The sequence below is a fragment of the Achromobacter deleyi genome (assembly GCF_013116765.2).
Taxonomy (GTDB): domain Bacteria; phylum Pseudomonadota; class Gammaproteobacteria; order Burkholderiales; family Burkholderiaceae_B; genus Achromobacter; species Achromobacter deleyi_A.
Genome location: NZ_CP074375.1, coordinates 3,590,682 through 3,604,851, shown reverse-complemented (window position 1 = coordinate 3,604,851; position 14,170 = coordinate 3,590,682). Strand labels below are relative to the sequence as shown.

Sequence of the window (14,170 nt, the reverse complement as noted above, 5' to 3'; positions counted from 1 at the left end):
ACCGATGCGCCGAGCCCGCCATGAGTCAGAGTTTCGTCAATCCCGATCAAATCCGCGCCTGGTTTTCCCGCGCCATGTCCGACATGTACAAGCTGGAAGTGCCGCTGTACGACACCTTGTTGGACCTGGTCGCCCAGGTGAACGCCAAGACGATGGCCGAACAGCCGGAACTGGCGGCGCAGCTGGCGCGCACGGGCGAGATCGAGCGCCTGGACATCGAACGCCACGGCGCGATCCGCGTGGGCACCCCGGAAGAACTGGCCAACATGCGGCGCGTATTCGCCGTGATGGGCATGCAGCCGGTGGGCTACTACGATCTGTCGCCCGCCGGCGTTCCCGTCCATTCGACGGCATTTCGCGCCACTCACGAGACCGCGCTGCAGGCCAGCCCGTTCCGCGTCTTCACGTCGCTGCTGCGGCTGGAGCTGATCGATGACGTGGCCGTGCGCGAGAAGGCCGCCCGCATCCTGGCGGCGCGCCGGATCTTCACGGACCGCGTGCTGGAACTGACCGCCTGTTTTGAAGCGCAGGGCGGACTGAACGATGCCGATGCGCAGGAATTCGTCGCCGAAGCGCTGCACACCTTCCGCTGGCATAGCGAGTCCACCGTCAGCCTGGACGACTACCGCGAACTGCACGGCCTGCATCGCCTGATCGCCGACGTGGTGGCCTTCAAGGGCCCGCACATCAACCATTTGACGCCGCGCACGCTGGATATCGACGAAGCCCAGGCCGAGATGCCCAGGCGCGGCGTATCGGCCAAGGCCGTGATCGAAGGCCCGCCGCCCCGCAAGTGCCCGATCCTGCTGCGCCAGACCAGCTTCAAGGCGCTGGAGGAGCCCGTGCGCTTCGCCGGTCCCGATGGCGGCTCCTCGGTGGGCAGCCACACGGCGCGCTTCGGCGAGATCGAGCAGCGCGGCGTGGCGCTGACCCGCAAGGGCCGCGCGCTCTACGACCAGTTGCTGGACCTGGCGCGCAGCCGCATCAGTGGCGCGCCCAACGAAGGCAATGCCGCCGCCTACATGCAGAACCTGCAGGAGTGCTTTGCCGCCTTCCCGGACGACTACGCGCAACTGCACGGCCAGGGGCTGGCGTACTTCCGCTATTTCCTGACCGGCAAGGAAGGCGCCGCCGACGCCTCGGACCTGTCGTCGCTCATCGAGCAGGGCTACATCCAGTTCGAGCCGCTGGTGTACGAGGACTTCCTCCCGGTCAGCGCCGCAGGCATCTTCCAGTCCAACCTGGGCGACAAGGCGCAGGCCGAGTATGCGCAGAATGCCAGCCAGACCGCCTTTGAACAGGCCCTGGGCGCGCCCGTGAAGGACGAGCTGGCGCTGTACGAAGACACCCAGGCGCGTTCGCTGGCCGCCTGCATGCAGGCGCTGCGCGAGCAAGCCGGTTCGCCGGTGGCCGCATGAGCCGCCTGGACCGCTGCCTGTCGGTGCGGGACTTCGAACGCGAGGCGCGGCGCATCATGCCGCGCTGCGTCGAAGGCTACATCTGCGGCGGCACGGAAGACGGCGCGTCGCTCGACGAAAGCGTCCGCGCCTTGCGCGATATCGGTTTTCGCCCGCGCGGCCTGCGCGTGGTCGAGCAGCGCAGCAGCCAGGTCAGCCTGTTCGGCCAGGACTACGCCATGCCGGTGGGCTTCGCTCCCACCGGATTCTCGGCGATCGTCATGCACGAGTGCGACCTGGCGCTGGCGCGCGCCGCCCAGGAGTCGCGGATTCCCTTCATCATCAGCGGCGCCTCCAGCGTGCCGCTCGAACGCCTGCAAGAGGCCACCGGCAATCGCTGCTGGTATCAGGCCTATCTGCCCGGCAACATCGAGCGCATCGCCAAATTGATGGCCCGGCTGCGCCAGGCCCAGATCCCGGTGCTGGTCGTGACCATCGACACCTGCGTGGGCGCCAACCGCGAGAACCTGCAACGGCTGGCATTCACCGTGCCGTTCAAGATGAGCGCCAGCGTGGTGCTGGACGGCATGCTGCATCCGCGCTGGAGCCTGAATGTCTTCATGCGCACGCTGCTGGGCAGCGGAGTGCCCCGGTTTTCGAATCTGTACGAGGAGATCGGTCCGCCGATCACCCAGGATCCGCCCAATGGCTTTCGCGGCGAACGCGACAAGCTGTCATGGGAGCACATCCGCTGGATCCGCGAGAACTGGCCGGGCAAGCTGGTGCTCAAGGGCGTGATGCATCCCGACGACGCGCGGCAGGCGTACGAGGCCGGCGCCGACGGCGTGATCGTGTCGAACCACGGCGGGCGCCAGCTCGACGGCTGCATTTCCCCCCTGCAGGCCTTGCCCGAGGTCGTGGCGGCCGTGCCGGCCGGCTTTCCCGTGATGGTGGACGGAGGCTTTCGGCGCGGTTCCGACGTGCTCAAGGCGGTGGCCCTGGGCGCGCGCCTGGTCTTCACCGGCAGGCCGCAGCTCTTTGGCGCCGCGGTGGCCGGCAGCGCCGGCATCCGCAAAGTCACCGAGATATTCCGCAACGAGATCTCGACCAACATGGCCTTGCTGGGCTGTCGCACTCTTGCAGACGTCACGCCCGACCTGATCGCGCCGGTGCGCGTGACAGGCGCCTGGGACCAGCAGGCAGCGGCGTGAGCCCCGCCGGGCCCCAAGGCCCGGACAACAACAAAAAACGGCGCGCACGTCCAGTCGCGCCCATCCGTTCTCAAAAGGAGGAAACATGAGAAAAATCTATTCCAAGCTGGCTGGCGTCGCCGCAGTGCTCGCCTGCGTCGCATCCGGGGCCGTCCAGGCCCAGGCAGGCGCCTATCCCACCAAGCCGGTCCGGCTGGTGGTGGGCTATGCCCCTGGCGGCACCACCGACATCAGCGCCCGCATGATCGCGGACGTGCTGGGCAAGGAATTCGGCCAGACCTTCGTGGTGGAGAACAAGCCCGGCGCCAACAGCAACATCGGGGCGGAAGCCGTGGCCCGTGCCCCGGCCGACGGCTACACCTTGTTCGTGGGATCGATTTCCACCGCGATCAACCAGTCGCTGTACTCCAAGATGTCGTATGACGCGCTCAAGGACCTGGATGCCGTCGCGCTGTTGAACGTGGTGCCCAATATCCTGGCCGTCAATGCCAGCGTGCCGGTCAAGACGGTGCAGGAGTACATCGCCTACGCCAAGCAGAACCCCGGCAAGCTGACCTGCGCATCGCCTGGCAACGGATCGTCCGCCCACCTGGGCTGCGAACTGTTCAAGATGAAGACGGGCATCGACATCCTGCATGTGCCTTATCGCGGCAGCGGCCCGGCCGTGGCCGACCTGCTGGGCGGACAGGTGGATTCCATTTTCGACAACCTGCCGCCGCTGCTGCCGCACGTCCGCGCCGGCAAGCTGACGGGCCTTGCCGTCACCACCGGCAGCCGCGTGCCATTCGCGCCGGAAATCCCGACCATCGCCGAATCCGGCGTGGCGGGCTTCGACGTGGCTGCCTGGTTCGGCGTGTTCGCCCCGGCCGGCACCCCGCCGGAAATCGTGCAGAAGGTGAACGCGGCCATCAACAAGGCGCTGACCCATGACGCCGCCCTGGCCGCCAGCTACCAGAGCAACGGCTTCCTGATGCCCCCGCCGCCCAACACGCCGCAGGCATTCAAGGCCTTTATGGAAAGCGAAATCCGCAAGTGGGGCGAAGTCGTCAAGGCGACGAACCTGCAGATCAACTGATCTGGCAAACCTTGGGGAGCCGGGCGCGCAGTGCCCGGCCCGCCCACGGTGAAATCGGGACAGACTCCCTGGTTTCCGATTTACGTGATAGAATGCTCGACTTTCCAGGAAGGCATGCTTTTCTGGTTTGGTAAAGCCGACGTGGTGAAATTGGTAGACACGCTATCTTGAGGGGGTAGTGGCGAAAGCTGTGCGAGTTCGAGTCTCGCCGTCGGCACCAAGAATTCCTCGTAAAAAGCCCGCTGAAACTTTCAAGTTTCAGCGGGCTTTTTGCCATGGGTTCGACCCCGAATACCATGACCTGACACGGCTTTTCAGCCTGTCGCTTGATCGCGGAATCCGCCAGGCGGCGGATGCGTGCCAGGCGCCGGATTACGCGCTTGCCAACATGTAGCGCGCGGAAACGGCAAGGATGCGCTGAGCCGATTCATGGAGCATGCGCGCTTCACGGTGGGCTCTCAGTGAAAAGACCGCATCGTAGCGGCGGCCGCTGCGCGGGCCGGCCAGCAGCGTCGGGCGGCGGGTCAGAATGGGGGAGATCAAGCGTTGCATGTCGGAGCATTCCTGCGGGCTTCAGGCCCAGTAGATGCCAGGAATCGTAAGCCGGCTTGAGGCGCGGGCCAACGAATCATCATTCATATGAATATCCAGGGCTTGCCCGGTTCAGACCGGGTTCCTCGGTGGCTCGTCGCCAGTATCGCTGGCGTATGTGACAGCCATATGCCAGCCATCCCCTGCCGGCCGCGGGGCCGTTGGGGAGTCCTGTTCAACCCGCCTTCAACCTCGAAGGCACATCCTCCATATCGCTGCACACCGCCAGGACTTCCGCCGGTTTCCGGCTCAGCGACAAATACACATGTCCGATGCTGCTGTCGAAGTACGCGGACTCCAGCCGGTCGAGCACGACGCTGTCGCCGTTTTCGAACTGGATGCGGACCTTGCCCGACAGCACCACCACGAATTCCTGGCCCGGGTGCCGGATGTAGTCTTCGAACTCCACCACCTTGCGCGAATCGATCAGGGCGACCATCGGCAGCATCTTCTTGCCGGGGTATTCGCCCATCAGCAGACGGTAGTGATAGTTCTCCGTGATGTAGTCGCGCGCGTCGCTCAGCTTGTTCTTGACGAAGGTGGGGGCGACGGCGGCCTGGGAGGCGTCCCGCAGCATGAACATGCGGGTCATGTCGATGTCCAGCGCGCGCGCCAGCGCGGCGAACTTTTCGTAGCTCAGGGCGATCTGCCCGAGCTCGGCCTTCGATAGCGTCGAGACTGCGATGCCGCTGGCCTGGGATAGCGCCTGCAATGTCATCTTTCTGGCCTTGCGCTCGGCGCGCAGGCGAGCGCCCATTTCTTCCTTGCCCACGATTTCGGGCGGGGATGTATTGCCGGGTTGGGCCATGTAGCGGTCTGGCATCAAGGGGTTGAGGGCTGGGGCAGGGCCCGCAAGCCCCGCCGCGTCTACGCCGGATTGTAAAGGGTGGGCCGGTTCAGGCGGGATGCCGGGCTCGGGGGCGGCTGGCGGCCGCCGGATGGAACCGGCGGGAACTCATGCGGCGCTCCGGTTCAGGACCCGGCCGGCGTGCTGGCCGGTGAACGCCTGGTCCTCCCAGACGGGGGCGCCGTTGACGTACACCGAGTGGATGCCGGCGGCGCGTTCCGTGGGGCGTTCGAAGGTGGCGGCGTCGGCGACGGTGGCGGGGTCGAAGACCACCAGGTCGGCGTAGTAGCCGGGCTGGACCTGGCCGCGTTCGGCCAGGCCGAACTTGGCGGCGGTCAGGCCCGTCATCTTCCAGACGGCGGTCTCCAGGGGGAAGAGGCCCAGGTCGCGCGAGTAGTGGCCCAGCACGCGGGGGAAGGTGCCCCACAGGCGGGGATGGGGGCGTTCGTCATGGGGCAGGCCGTCGGACCCGATCATGGTGGGGCCGAACTTCAGGATGCGCTGGACGTCGGGCTCGTCCATCATGAAGTAGATCGCGCCCGCGGGCTGCAGCTCCTGCACCACGTCGTACTTGGATTTGCCGCGTTCGGCGGCGACTTCGTCCAGATCGCGTCCGCTCAGTTCGGGGTAGGGCTTGCACCAGGTGATGATTGTGCGGCCGGCAAGCAGGACGCGGTCCTGCTTGAGCATGGTGGAGCCCGCCACGTAGGGGTAGGCGTCCAGCGAGACGTCCTGCTTCGCCATGGCGGCTTCGATCAGGGGCAGGGTTTCCGCGGACCGTCCGAAGTTGGGCTGGCCCATCACCTTGTGGTGCGAGATGACTACCGGCACGTCCAGTTCGCGGCCGATGCGGAAGGTCTCTTCCAGCGCCTGCACGATGTGCTCGCCTTCGTCGCGCATGTGCGTGGCGTAGATGCCGCCGTGGGTGTTGAGCGGCCGGCAGACTTCGATGATCTCTTCGGTGGTGGCGCGGGCGGCGGGCGGGTAGAAGGTGCCGGTCGAGATGCCGATGGCGCCGCTGGCCAGGGCGTCGTCGGCCAGCGATTGCATGGCCCGCACTTCGTCGGGGGTGGCCTCCCGCTGCAGATCGGGCATGACGGCGGCGCGCAGGGTGGAGTGGCCCACCATGCAGGCGGCGTTGACGGCGGCGGGCGTGGCGCGCAGCGCGTCCAGGTAGTCGGAGAAGCGCTCAAAGCGGTAGGAGCCGCCTTCGTCCAGCAGGTCCAGCGGGGCGGGCGGGCTGGCGTGGGCCAGCGGCGCCAGGCTGATGCCACAGTTGCCGGTGACCACGGTGGTGACGCCCTGTGAAATCTTGGGTGTCATGTGGCGGTGCTTGAGCAGGTAGTTGTCGTCGTGCGTGTGCGAGTCGATGAAGCCGGGCGCCACGACCTTGCCCGCCACGTCGATCCGGCGGCGGGCAGCGCTGGCGGCGAGGTCGCCCACGGCGGCGATCCGGTCGCCGCGCACGCCCACGTCGGCGCGCTGGCCGGGCGTATTGGTTCCGTCGATGACGGTGCCGCCGGCAAGAATGTAGTCAAACGGGGTGTCGTCAGGCTGGGACATGCGTATCTCCGGCAAATGGGTGTCAGGCAAAGTGGCAGGCAACCTGCTGTTCGGGGGCGACCTGGCGGGGCAGAGGGGTTTCTTCGGCGCAGCGCGGCTGCGCCATCGGGCAGCGGGTGCGGAACGCGCAGCCCGACGGGGGCGACAGCGGGCTGGGGATTTCGCCTTTCAGCACTTCGACCGGTGTGCGCTCGCCCTGGCGCGCCGACGGCACGGCGGCCAGCAATGCGCGGGTGTAGGGGTGCGCCGGACGGTCGAAGATGGCGTCGCGGGTGCCGGTCTCCACGATCTTGCCCAGGTACATCACGGCCACGCGGTGGCTGATATGACGCACCACGCTCAGGTCGTGGGAGATGAACACATAGGTCAGGCCCAGGTCGCGCTGCAGGTCCATCAGCAGGTTGATGACCTGCGCCTGGACCGAGACGTCCAGCGCCGACACCGGCTCGTCGCAGACGATCAGGCCGGGATCCAGCGCCAGGGCGCGCGCGATCACGATGCGCTGGCGCTGCCCGCCGGAGAACTCGTGGGGGTAGCGGTCGGCGGCGTCGGGGCGCAGGCTGACGCGCGCCAGCAGCTGGGCCACGCGTTCGCGGATGGCGGCGCGGTCATGGCCGAAGTTGCGCAGCGGCTCGCCGATGATGTCGCGTACCCGCATGCGCGGGTTCATGGAGGAAAACGGATCCTGGAAGATGAATTGCATGCGCCGGCGCATGGCGCGCAGCTGGCTGCTGTTCATCTTCGCCAGGTCCTCGCCTTCGAGCAGGATGCGCCCTTCGGTGGGGTCGGTAAGGCGGATCAGGCATTTGCCGGTGGTGGATTTGCCACAGCCGGATTCGCCCACCAGGCTCAGGGTCTGGCCGCGCGGAACGGACAGGGAAATGCCGTCGACCGCGCGCAGCACTTTCGCGCCGCGTCCGTTGTCCACGGGAAAGTGTTTTTTGAGGCCGATGACTTCCAGCATGGGCACGGCGACGGAGGCGGACGCGGGCGCCGCGGACGAAAGGGGAATGTCGTGAAGGTTCATGGCGGGTCTCACGCGGTCATGGCGGTGGGCGCCGGTTCGGCCTGGCGGGCCCAGCACCAGACGCGATGGCGGCTGCCGGCGTCGATGGCGGGCGGCGACTCATCCGCGCAGCGCGGCAGCGCCTGCGGGCAGCGCGCGGCGAAGGCGCAGCCGCGCGATTCGGGCGTCATCACCGGCACGATGCCGGGCAGCTCGGCCAGCCGCGCCGTGTGGTCCTGGCCGTCGACAAAGTCGGGCAGCGAGCGGATCAGTGCCTGGGTGTAGGGATGCTGCGGCCGGTCCAGCACATCGTCCACGCTGCCTTCCTCGACCTTGCGGCCCGCGTACATCACGATGACGCGCTGGCACATCTGCGCGACCACGCCCAGGTCGTGCGTGATCAGCACGATGGCCGTGCCCAGCCGGGCCTGAATATCGCGCAGCAGGTGCAGGATCTGCGCCTGGATGGTGACGTCCAGCGCGGTGGTGGGCTCGTCGGCGATCAGCACCTTGGGCTGGCACGCCAGCGCCATGGCGATCATGGCGCGCTGGCGCATGCCGCCCGAGAGCTGATAGGGATACTCGCGCACGCGGCGCGCCGGGTCGGAGATCTGCACCAGGTCGAGCAGCGCCTCGGCCTGCTTCAGGGCGTCGCGGCGCGACAGGCCCTGGTGCAGCATGAGCGATTCGCTGATCTGCTTGCCCACCGTGATCACGGGGTTCAAGGAGGTCATGGGCTCCTGGAAGATCATGGAGATCTGGTTGCCGCGGATCGCGCGCATGGCTTTCTCGGGCAGGGCCAGCAGGTCGCGCCCGTCGAACTCGATGCTGCCGCCGGCGACGCGCCCCGGGGCGCGCAGCAGGCGCATGATGGACAGGGACGTGACGCTCTTGCCGCAGCCGGATTCGCCGACCAGGCCCAGGGTTTCGCCGGGCAACAGGTCGAACGACAGCTTGTCGACGGCCACGACGGTAGTGTCGTCTCCGTCGAAACAGGTGGTCAGGTCGTGCACGCGCAAGACAGGATTGGGTTGCATGTGCGCTCCTACAGCTTTTTGGCCAGACGCGGATCGAGCATGTCGCGCAGTCCGTCGCCCACCAGGTTGACGGCCAGCACGGCCACGCCCAGGAACAGGCCGGGATACAGGATGATGTGGAACGCCACGGCGACGAAGTTGCGGCCTTCGGCCATGATGTTGCCCCAGCTCGGGATTTGCGGCGGAATGCCCACGCCCAGGAAGCTCAGCACGGCTTCGGTCAGGATGGCCGACGCGGCGATGAAGGTGGCTTGCACCATGAGGGGCGCGAACAGATTGGGCAGGATATGGCGCAGCAGGATGGCCGGCACGCGCGTGCCCACCGATACGGCCGCCTCGATATAGGGTTGTTCACGGATCGTCAGCACCAGCGCGCGCACCAGTCGGACCACGCGCGGCACCTCGGGGATGACGATGGCGACGATCACGGTGCCCAGGCCGCCTTTCAGCGTGGCCATGAGGGCGATCGCCAGCAGCACGCCCGGAATGGCCATCAGGCCATCCATGATGCGCATGATGAACGCGTCGACCCGCCGGAAGTAGCCGGCCAGCATGCCCAGCACCACGCCGGCCACGGTGGCGACGATCGCCACCACGATGCCGACCAGCAGCGACACGCGTGCGCCCCAGATCGTGCGCGAATAAACGTCGCGGCCGAGGGCGTCGGTGCCGAAGAAGTGTTCGGACGACGGCGGCTTCATGCGCGCCATCGGGTTGATGTCCTGCGGGTCGACGGTGGCTAGCCAGGGGGCGGCCAGCGCGATCGCCGCCAGCACCAGCAGGATGGCCCCGCCCACATACAGCATGGGATGGCGGCGCAGGGATCTGACGGCGCGGCGCAGGCGCGGGCGCTGTACGGGAAGCGGCAGGGTGGTCGTGGTCATGCGTTGCCCTTCTCAGTAGCGGATGCGGGGATCGAAGAGCCGGTAGCTCAGGTCGACCAGCAGGTTGATCAGCACGTAGATGCCGGAGGCCACCAGCAGCACGCCCTGGATCACGGGGTAGTCGTGGCGCAGCACGGCGTCGATGGTCAGGCGGCCCAGGCCGGGAATCGCGAACACGGTTTCCGTGACCACCACGCCGCCGATCAGCAGGGCCACGCCCACGCCTATGGTGGTGACGATGGGGTTGGCGGCGTTCTTCAGCGCATGCCACACGATGGGCCCCGCCGACAGGCCCTTGGCGCGCGCGGTGCGGATGTAGTCCTCGGACAGGGCCTCCAGCATGGTGGCGCGCGTCATGCGGGTCAGCAGCGCCATGTACACCAGGCCCAGCGACAGGCAGGGCAGCACCAGGTGGCGCAGGTAGGGCACAAGGCCTTCCGCCATCGGCTTGTAGCCCTGCACCGGCAGCCAGCCCAGCTTGATGGAAAAGCCGTAGACCAGGCAGTAGCCGATCAGGAACACCGGCACCGAGAACGCACAGACCGCGCCTATCATCACCAGCCTGTCCAGCCAGCGGCCGGCGTTCCAGGCGGCCAGCACGCCCAGGGGCACCGCCACCAGGACGGCGAACAGCATCGTGAAGATGGCGATCGACAGCGTCGGTCCCATGCGCTGGCCGATCAGCTGGGAGACGGGCATCTGCGTGGACATCGAGGTTCCCAGGTCGCCGACGGCGATGTGGATGACCCAGATAGCGAACTGCTGGGGCAGCGGCTTGTCCAGCCCCAGGTTCTGCCGGATTTTCTCGACATCGTCGGCGGTGGCGTTGTCGCCCGCGATCACCGCGGCCGGATCGCCCGGCGACAGGTGTATCAACAGGAACACCACGACCGCCACGACGGCCATGACTGGAATGACGGCCGCGATGCGGCGCAGGATGTATTTCACGCTGGATTTCCCCCTGGCTTGCGGCCGGGCGCGCAAGGCGCCCGGCGTCTGCCTTACGGTTTCTCGATGTTCCACATCACCGGGATGCCGGTCTTGACCAGCTCGGTGTGCTTGAGGCCACGCACTGCGAAGACGGGCTTGAATTCACCCCACATGACGTAGGGCACGGTCTGGTAGGCGCGCGCCTGCATCTGCGCGGCGATATCCTTGCGCTTGGCGGGGTCGGTCTCGCGGATCCAGCTGGTGCGCAGCGTGTCCAGTTCCTTGTCGCAGGGCCAGCCCGGCAGGCTGTTGCCGCAGGCGGCGGACATCCAGGGGTTGGTCACCGGCGTGCTGGCGTCGTAGTAGCCGCCCCAGGTCAGGAAGATGTTCCAGCCGCCCTGTTCGGGTGCGTCCTTCTTCAGCCGGCGGCCGGCCAGCGATGCCCAGTCCATCGACTGCACGTCCACCTTGATGCCGGCCTTCTTCATGTTCTGGGCCAGCACCATCACGGCGGGCGCGCTCAGGTGGTCGGTGGGATACAGCAGCACCACCTTTTCGCCCTTGTAGCCGGCTTCCTGCAGCAACTGCTTGGCGCGCGCCGGATCGGGCTTGGCGTAGGGCGCGGCGCCCGCGTCGGTCGCCAGCGGCGAGCCGCAGATGAACATGGTGGCGCAATAGTCGACGCGGTACTTCTCGGGGTAGCCCATGGCCGACAGCATTTCCTTCTGGCTCACCAGGTGGTAGAGCGCCTGGCGGGCCAGCGGATTGTTGAACGGCGGATGCAGAGAATTGACGATAACCATGCCCTGCGTGGCGACCGAGGTGCTCAGGGTGATGTCCGGGTTGTTCTCCACGACGGGCAGGAAGTCGGGCGTGAGCTGTTCGATCATGTCGACTTCGCCGTTCATCAGCGCGGCGGTGGCGGTGTTGCCGTCGGGGATGTACACCCACTCCACGCGGTCCACCTTCACGTTCTTGCCGCCGGCCAGGCCGTCGGCCGGTTCGGCGCGCGGCACGTAGGCCGGGTTCTTCACGTAGACGACCTTGTTGCCAGGCACCCATTCATCGCGCTTGAACAGGAACGGGCCCGAGCCGACCATCTCGGTGACCTGCGTGTTCGGGTCGGTCAGGGCCAGGCGCTTGGGCATGATGAACGGTGGCATGCCGGACGGCTTGGACAAGGCGTCCAGCACCAGGCCGAAGGGCTCCTTGAGCGTCAGCGTGAAGCTGTTGTCGCCCGTGGCGGTGAATTCGGCGCCGGCCGCCATCATGGCCTGGCCCAGCGTGTCCTTCTTTGCCCAGCGCTGCAGCGATGCGATGCAGTCCTCGGCCGTGACCGGGGTGCCGTCGTTGAACTTCAGGCCGGGGCGCAGGGTGAAGGTCCAGTTCTTGCCGTCTTCGGACGAGGTCCAGGTGTCGACCATCTGGGGCTTGACCTGCCCCGCGCTGTTCTGCGAGAACAAGGTGTCGAACACCATGTACCCATGGTTGCGCGTGATGTAGGCCGTGTTGAACAGCGGGTCCAGCGTCTTCAGGTCCGCGTGCGGCACCAGGCGCAGGGTCTTGGACTGGGCGAGCGCGCCAGTGGCGGCGGTCATGGCCAGCAGCGCGGCGGCTCCCAGCAAACTGAAACGTCTGATCATTGTTATCCCCTTATTGATTCTGTATGCCCGGCAAGGGCGGCAATGGATGGCGCCTCAGGCCTTGAACGGCCATTTGGGCAATTTGCGCTTGGTGAAAGGCAGCGCGTTGACGTCCTGCGTGATGGCGCCAGGCGTCTCGACATAGATGACGTGGCGGCCCACCTTCGAGTACGAGGCGTAGAAGTGCTGGGACGACTTGACGATGATGAGCTTCATCGCCTGCAGGTCCACGCCGAACTGCGTGAACAGGTCGGTGTCCATGGCCTGGGTGCGCGACGTGGTCATGACGATGGTCACGCCGCGGGTGCGCACGACGGCGACGTCGCCCAGCAGCGCGGGCGTGCCGGCCAGTCCCGTCATGACGGCGTCGCGCTGGAGCGCGAGGATTTCGCAGTCCAGGTCCAGCGGCTGGCCGGAGACGGGCGCGACCTTGCCGCCCACGCGCAGCTTGATCCGCGCGCCTGCGCCCGCTTCAAAGCAGAGCTGCACCGCCACCGGATCCCAGAAGGGGCCGGTGGCGACGTCGGTGATGCCGCGCGCCAGCACGCGTTCCAGGATGAAGGTGGCGTCGCTGGGCGCGCCGCCGCCCGCGTTGTCGGCGGAGTCCGCCAGCACCACGGGGAACTCCTTCTGTGCCAAGGCCTGGTCCAGCGCCTCGTCGGCGCCGGGGTAGGGCGGCGCGAGCTGGTCGCGAAAGCCGATGATCTCTTCGCCCAGCGCGCGCGCCAGCGCGTCGGCCTGGCGCTGGTCGCCGTCGGTATAGACCAATACCTTGGAACCCATGTCCGGCGTGTCGCCCCAGGGGAAGCCGTGCGCGATGGACACGGACAGCACGCCTTCCTTTCCTTCCATGGCCATCAGGCGGTCCACGAAGCTGCGCATGGGTTCGCGGCTGGTGTGCATGATGGAGATCATCTGGCAGTCGTAGACCGCGCGCGCGGGCTTGGTGCGGCCCTCGGCGCGGGCCACGCACAGGTCCACCAGATCGTAGGCGCGGTCGAGGATGTCGGTGTGGGGGTATTCCTTGAAACAGACCAGGAAGTCGGCGCTGTCCACCATGGCGTCCGTCAAATGGCAGTGCGGATCCAGCTCGGCGCCGATGACAGTGTCGGGGCCGACGATCTCGCGGGCCCGGCGCAGCAGGTCGCCCTCGCAGTCGTCGTAGCCGTCGGCCACCATGGCGCCATGCAGGCCGAACAACGCGATATCCACCTTGCCCGCGCGGCGCAGGTCTTCAAGCAGCTCGTCGCGCAAGGTCTCGTAGGCGTGGCGGGTGGTGATGCCCGCCGGCGTCGCGCCAGCCGTCATGCCTTCGATGAGCGTCCAGTTCTTGCCCACGGCGCGCTGGCGCGCGGCCCACAGCGGCCCCGAGAACATCTGCATGCGGTCAGGATGCTGGCCTGCGGGGTAATAGCCGCGGGCCCGGTAGGCGGACAGGCCGGTCGGGATGGGAGAAAAGGTGTTCGTTTCGGTCGCCAGGGACCCGGAGAAGATTTTCATGGATGACGCTCCGCGCAAAAAGAGAGACTGAGGGCGCGGGCATCTTGGCGCGCGCGTTGGGGTGTCGCCTCGCCAGGCGCCGGGCCTGGCGGTGTCATGCAATCAGACGGCGCCGAGCCAGGCTTGAACTTCGATCTCCACGTCGACGTCCATGGCCAGCTTGGCCTCGACGGTCGAGCGCGACGGAAAGTCCGTGGCGAAGTGGCTGCGATAGGCCTCGTTGAACTGGGCGAACAGGGTCAGGTCCGACAGCCATACCGTGACACGCACGACGTCCTTCAGGCTTGCGCCCGTCAGGGCCAGCGTGTCCTTGATGCGCTCGATGGCGGCATGGGTCTGGGCGGTGATATCGCCGCGCACCACTTGCCCGTCGGCATCCATCGGAATCTGCCCCGACAGAAAGAGAAAGCCGCCCGCCTGGGTGGCGCGCGAAAACGGCAGGGGCAGGGAACTGGGGTAACGGGTGATGGCGGTCATGGCGGGGTC

The 14,170-nt window shown here is 67.1% G+C and carries 13 protein-coding genes and 1 tRNA gene; 4 read left to right on the top strand and 10 right to left on the bottom strand.

Going from position 1 to position 14,170, the window contains the following annotated elements:
- The first annotated feature begins 20 nt into the window (after positions 1-20).
- The 4 genes from hglS (at position 21) to HLG70_RS16135 (ending at position 3,903) form a co-directional block, all read left to right on the top strand.
- Positions 21-1,418 carry a 2-oxoadipate dioxygenase/decarboxylase HglS gene (hglS, locus tag HLG70_RS16150; RefSeq protein ID WP_171661957.1) on the top strand — a complete coding sequence of 466 codons (1,398 nt, stop codon included), beginning with the start codon at positions 21-23 and terminating at the stop codon, positions 1,416-1,418.
- A complete protein-coding gene (locus HLG70_RS16145; RefSeq protein WP_171661958.1) occupies positions 1,415-2,608 on the top strand; it encodes an alpha-hydroxy acid oxidase in 1,194 nt (397 codons plus the stop codon). The genes hglS and HLG70_RS16145 overlap by 4 nt, the downstream gene beginning before the upstream one ends.
- A gap of 85 nt (positions 2,609-2,693) precedes the next feature.
- Positions 2,694-3,683 carry a Bug family tripartite tricarboxylate transporter substrate binding protein gene (locus HLG70_RS16140; RefSeq protein ID WP_171661959.1) on the top strand — a complete coding sequence of 330 codons (990 nt, stop codon included), beginning with the start codon at positions 2,694-2,696 and terminating at the stop codon, positions 3,681-3,683.
- Between the two features lie 135 nt (positions 3,684-3,818).
- Positions 3,819-3,903, top strand: a tRNA-Leu gene (locus HLG70_RS16135).
- A 152-nt stretch (positions 3,904-4,055) separates the two neighbouring features.
- Here the strand turns inward: HLG70_RS16135 and HLG70_RS16130 are convergent.
- From HLG70_RS16130 to HLG70_RS16085, 10 genes are all read right to left on the bottom strand, one after another.
- A complete protein-coding gene (locus HLG70_RS16130; protein ID WP_171661960.1) occupies positions 4,056-4,235 on the bottom strand; it encodes a hypothetical protein in 180 nt (59 codons plus the stop codon).
- A gap of 214 nt (positions 4,236-4,449) precedes the next feature.
- Positions 4,450-5,097, bottom strand: a complete 648-nt coding sequence (locus tag HLG70_RS16125) for a helix-turn-helix domain-containing protein (protein WP_234103105.1) — start codon at positions 5,095-5,097, stop codon at positions 4,450-4,452.
- Positions 5,098-5,229: 132 nt separating this feature from the next.
- Positions 5,230-6,684 (bottom strand): N-acyl-D-amino-acid deacylase family protein, encoded by a 1,455-nt coding sequence (locus tag HLG70_RS16120; protein ID WP_171661961.1) that lies wholly within the window; start codon positions 6,682-6,684, stop codon positions 5,230-5,232.
- 22 nt (positions 6,685-6,706) lie between these two features.
- Entirely contained in the window at positions 6,707-7,711 is a 1,005-nt protein-coding gene (locus HLG70_RS16115) for an ABC transporter ATP-binding protein (RefSeq protein ID WP_284143593.1), read from the bottom strand.
- 8 nt (positions 7,712-7,719) lie between these two features.
- Entirely contained in the window at positions 7,720-8,727 is a 1,008-nt protein-coding gene (locus tag HLG70_RS16110; protein WP_171661962.1) for an ABC transporter ATP-binding protein, read from the bottom strand.
- Between the two features lie 8 nt (positions 8,728-8,735).
- On the bottom strand, positions 8,736-9,611 hold the full coding sequence (locus HLG70_RS16105) for an ABC transporter permease (RefSeq protein ID WP_171661963.1): 876 nt from the start codon (positions 9,609-9,611) through the stop codon (positions 8,736-8,738).
- 12 nt (positions 9,612-9,623) lie between these two features.
- Positions 9,624-10,559 carry an ABC transporter permease gene (locus tag HLG70_RS16100; RefSeq protein WP_171661964.1) on the bottom strand — a complete coding sequence of 312 codons (936 nt, stop codon included), beginning with the start codon at positions 10,557-10,559 and terminating at the stop codon, positions 9,624-9,626.
- 53 nt (positions 10,560-10,612) lie between these two features.
- Positions 10,613-12,184 (bottom strand): ABC transporter substrate-binding protein, encoded by a 1,572-nt coding sequence (locus HLG70_RS16095; RefSeq protein WP_171661965.1) that lies wholly within the window; start codon positions 12,182-12,184, stop codon positions 10,613-10,615.
- Positions 12,185-12,238: 54 nt separating this feature from the next.
- Positions 12,239-13,684: a M81 family metallopeptidase gene (locus tag HLG70_RS16090; RefSeq protein WP_171661966.1), complete on the bottom strand. Its 1,446-nt coding sequence runs from the start codon at positions 13,682-13,684 to the stop codon at positions 12,239-12,241.
- Between the two features lie 102 nt (positions 13,685-13,786).
- A complete protein-coding gene (locus tag HLG70_RS16085; protein ID WP_171661967.1) occupies positions 13,787-14,161 on the bottom strand; it encodes a RidA family protein in 375 nt (124 codons plus the stop codon).
- Positions 14,162-14,170: the final 9 nt, after the last annotated feature.

Bases quoted from the DNA above. Each gene is read 5' to 3' on its own strand.
- hglS (WP_171661957.1), top strand. From the start codon at position 21: ATGAGTCAGAGTTTCGTCAATCCCGATCAAATCCGCGCCTGGTTTTCC.
- HLG70_RS16145 (WP_171661958.1), top strand. From the start codon at position 1,415: ATGAGCCGCCTGGACCGCTGCCTGTCGGTGCGGGACTTCGAACGCGAG.
- HLG70_RS16140 (WP_171661959.1), top strand. From the start codon at position 2,694: ATGAGAAAAATCTATTCCAAGCTGGCTGGCGTCGCCGCAGTGCTCGCC.
- HLG70_RS16130 (WP_171661960.1), bottom strand. From the start codon at position 4,235: ATGCAACGCTTGATCTCCCCCATTCTGACCCGCCGCCCGACGCTGCTG.
- HLG70_RS16125 (WP_234103105.1), bottom strand. From the start codon at position 5,097: ATGCCAGACCGCTACATGGCCCAACCCGGCAATACATCCCCGCCCGAA.
- HLG70_RS16120 (WP_171661961.1), bottom strand. From the start codon at position 6,684: ATGTCCCAGCCTGACGACACCCCGTTTGACTACATTCTTGCCGGCGGC.
- HLG70_RS16115 (WP_284143593.1), bottom strand. From the start codon at position 7,711: ATGAACCTTCACGACATTCCCCTTTCGTCCGCGGCGCCCGCGTCCGCC.
- HLG70_RS16110 (WP_171661962.1), bottom strand. From the start codon at position 8,727: ATGCAACCCAATCCTGTCTTGCGCGTGCACGACCTGACCACCTGTTTC.
- HLG70_RS16105 (WP_171661963.1), bottom strand. From the start codon at position 9,611: ATGACCACGACCACCCTGCCGCTTCCCGTACAGCGCCCGCGCCTGCGC.
- HLG70_RS16095 (WP_171661965.1), bottom strand. From the start codon at position 12,184: ATGATCAGACGTTTCAGTTTGCTGGGAGCCGCCGCGCTGCTGGCCATG.
- HLG70_RS16090 (WP_171661966.1), bottom strand. From the start codon at position 13,684: ATGAAAATCTTCTCCGGGTCCCTGGCGACCGAAACGAACACCTTTTCT.
- HLG70_RS16085 (WP_171661967.1), bottom strand. From the start codon at position 14,161: ATGACCGCCATCACCCGTTACCCCAGTTCCCTGCCCCTGCCGTTTTCG.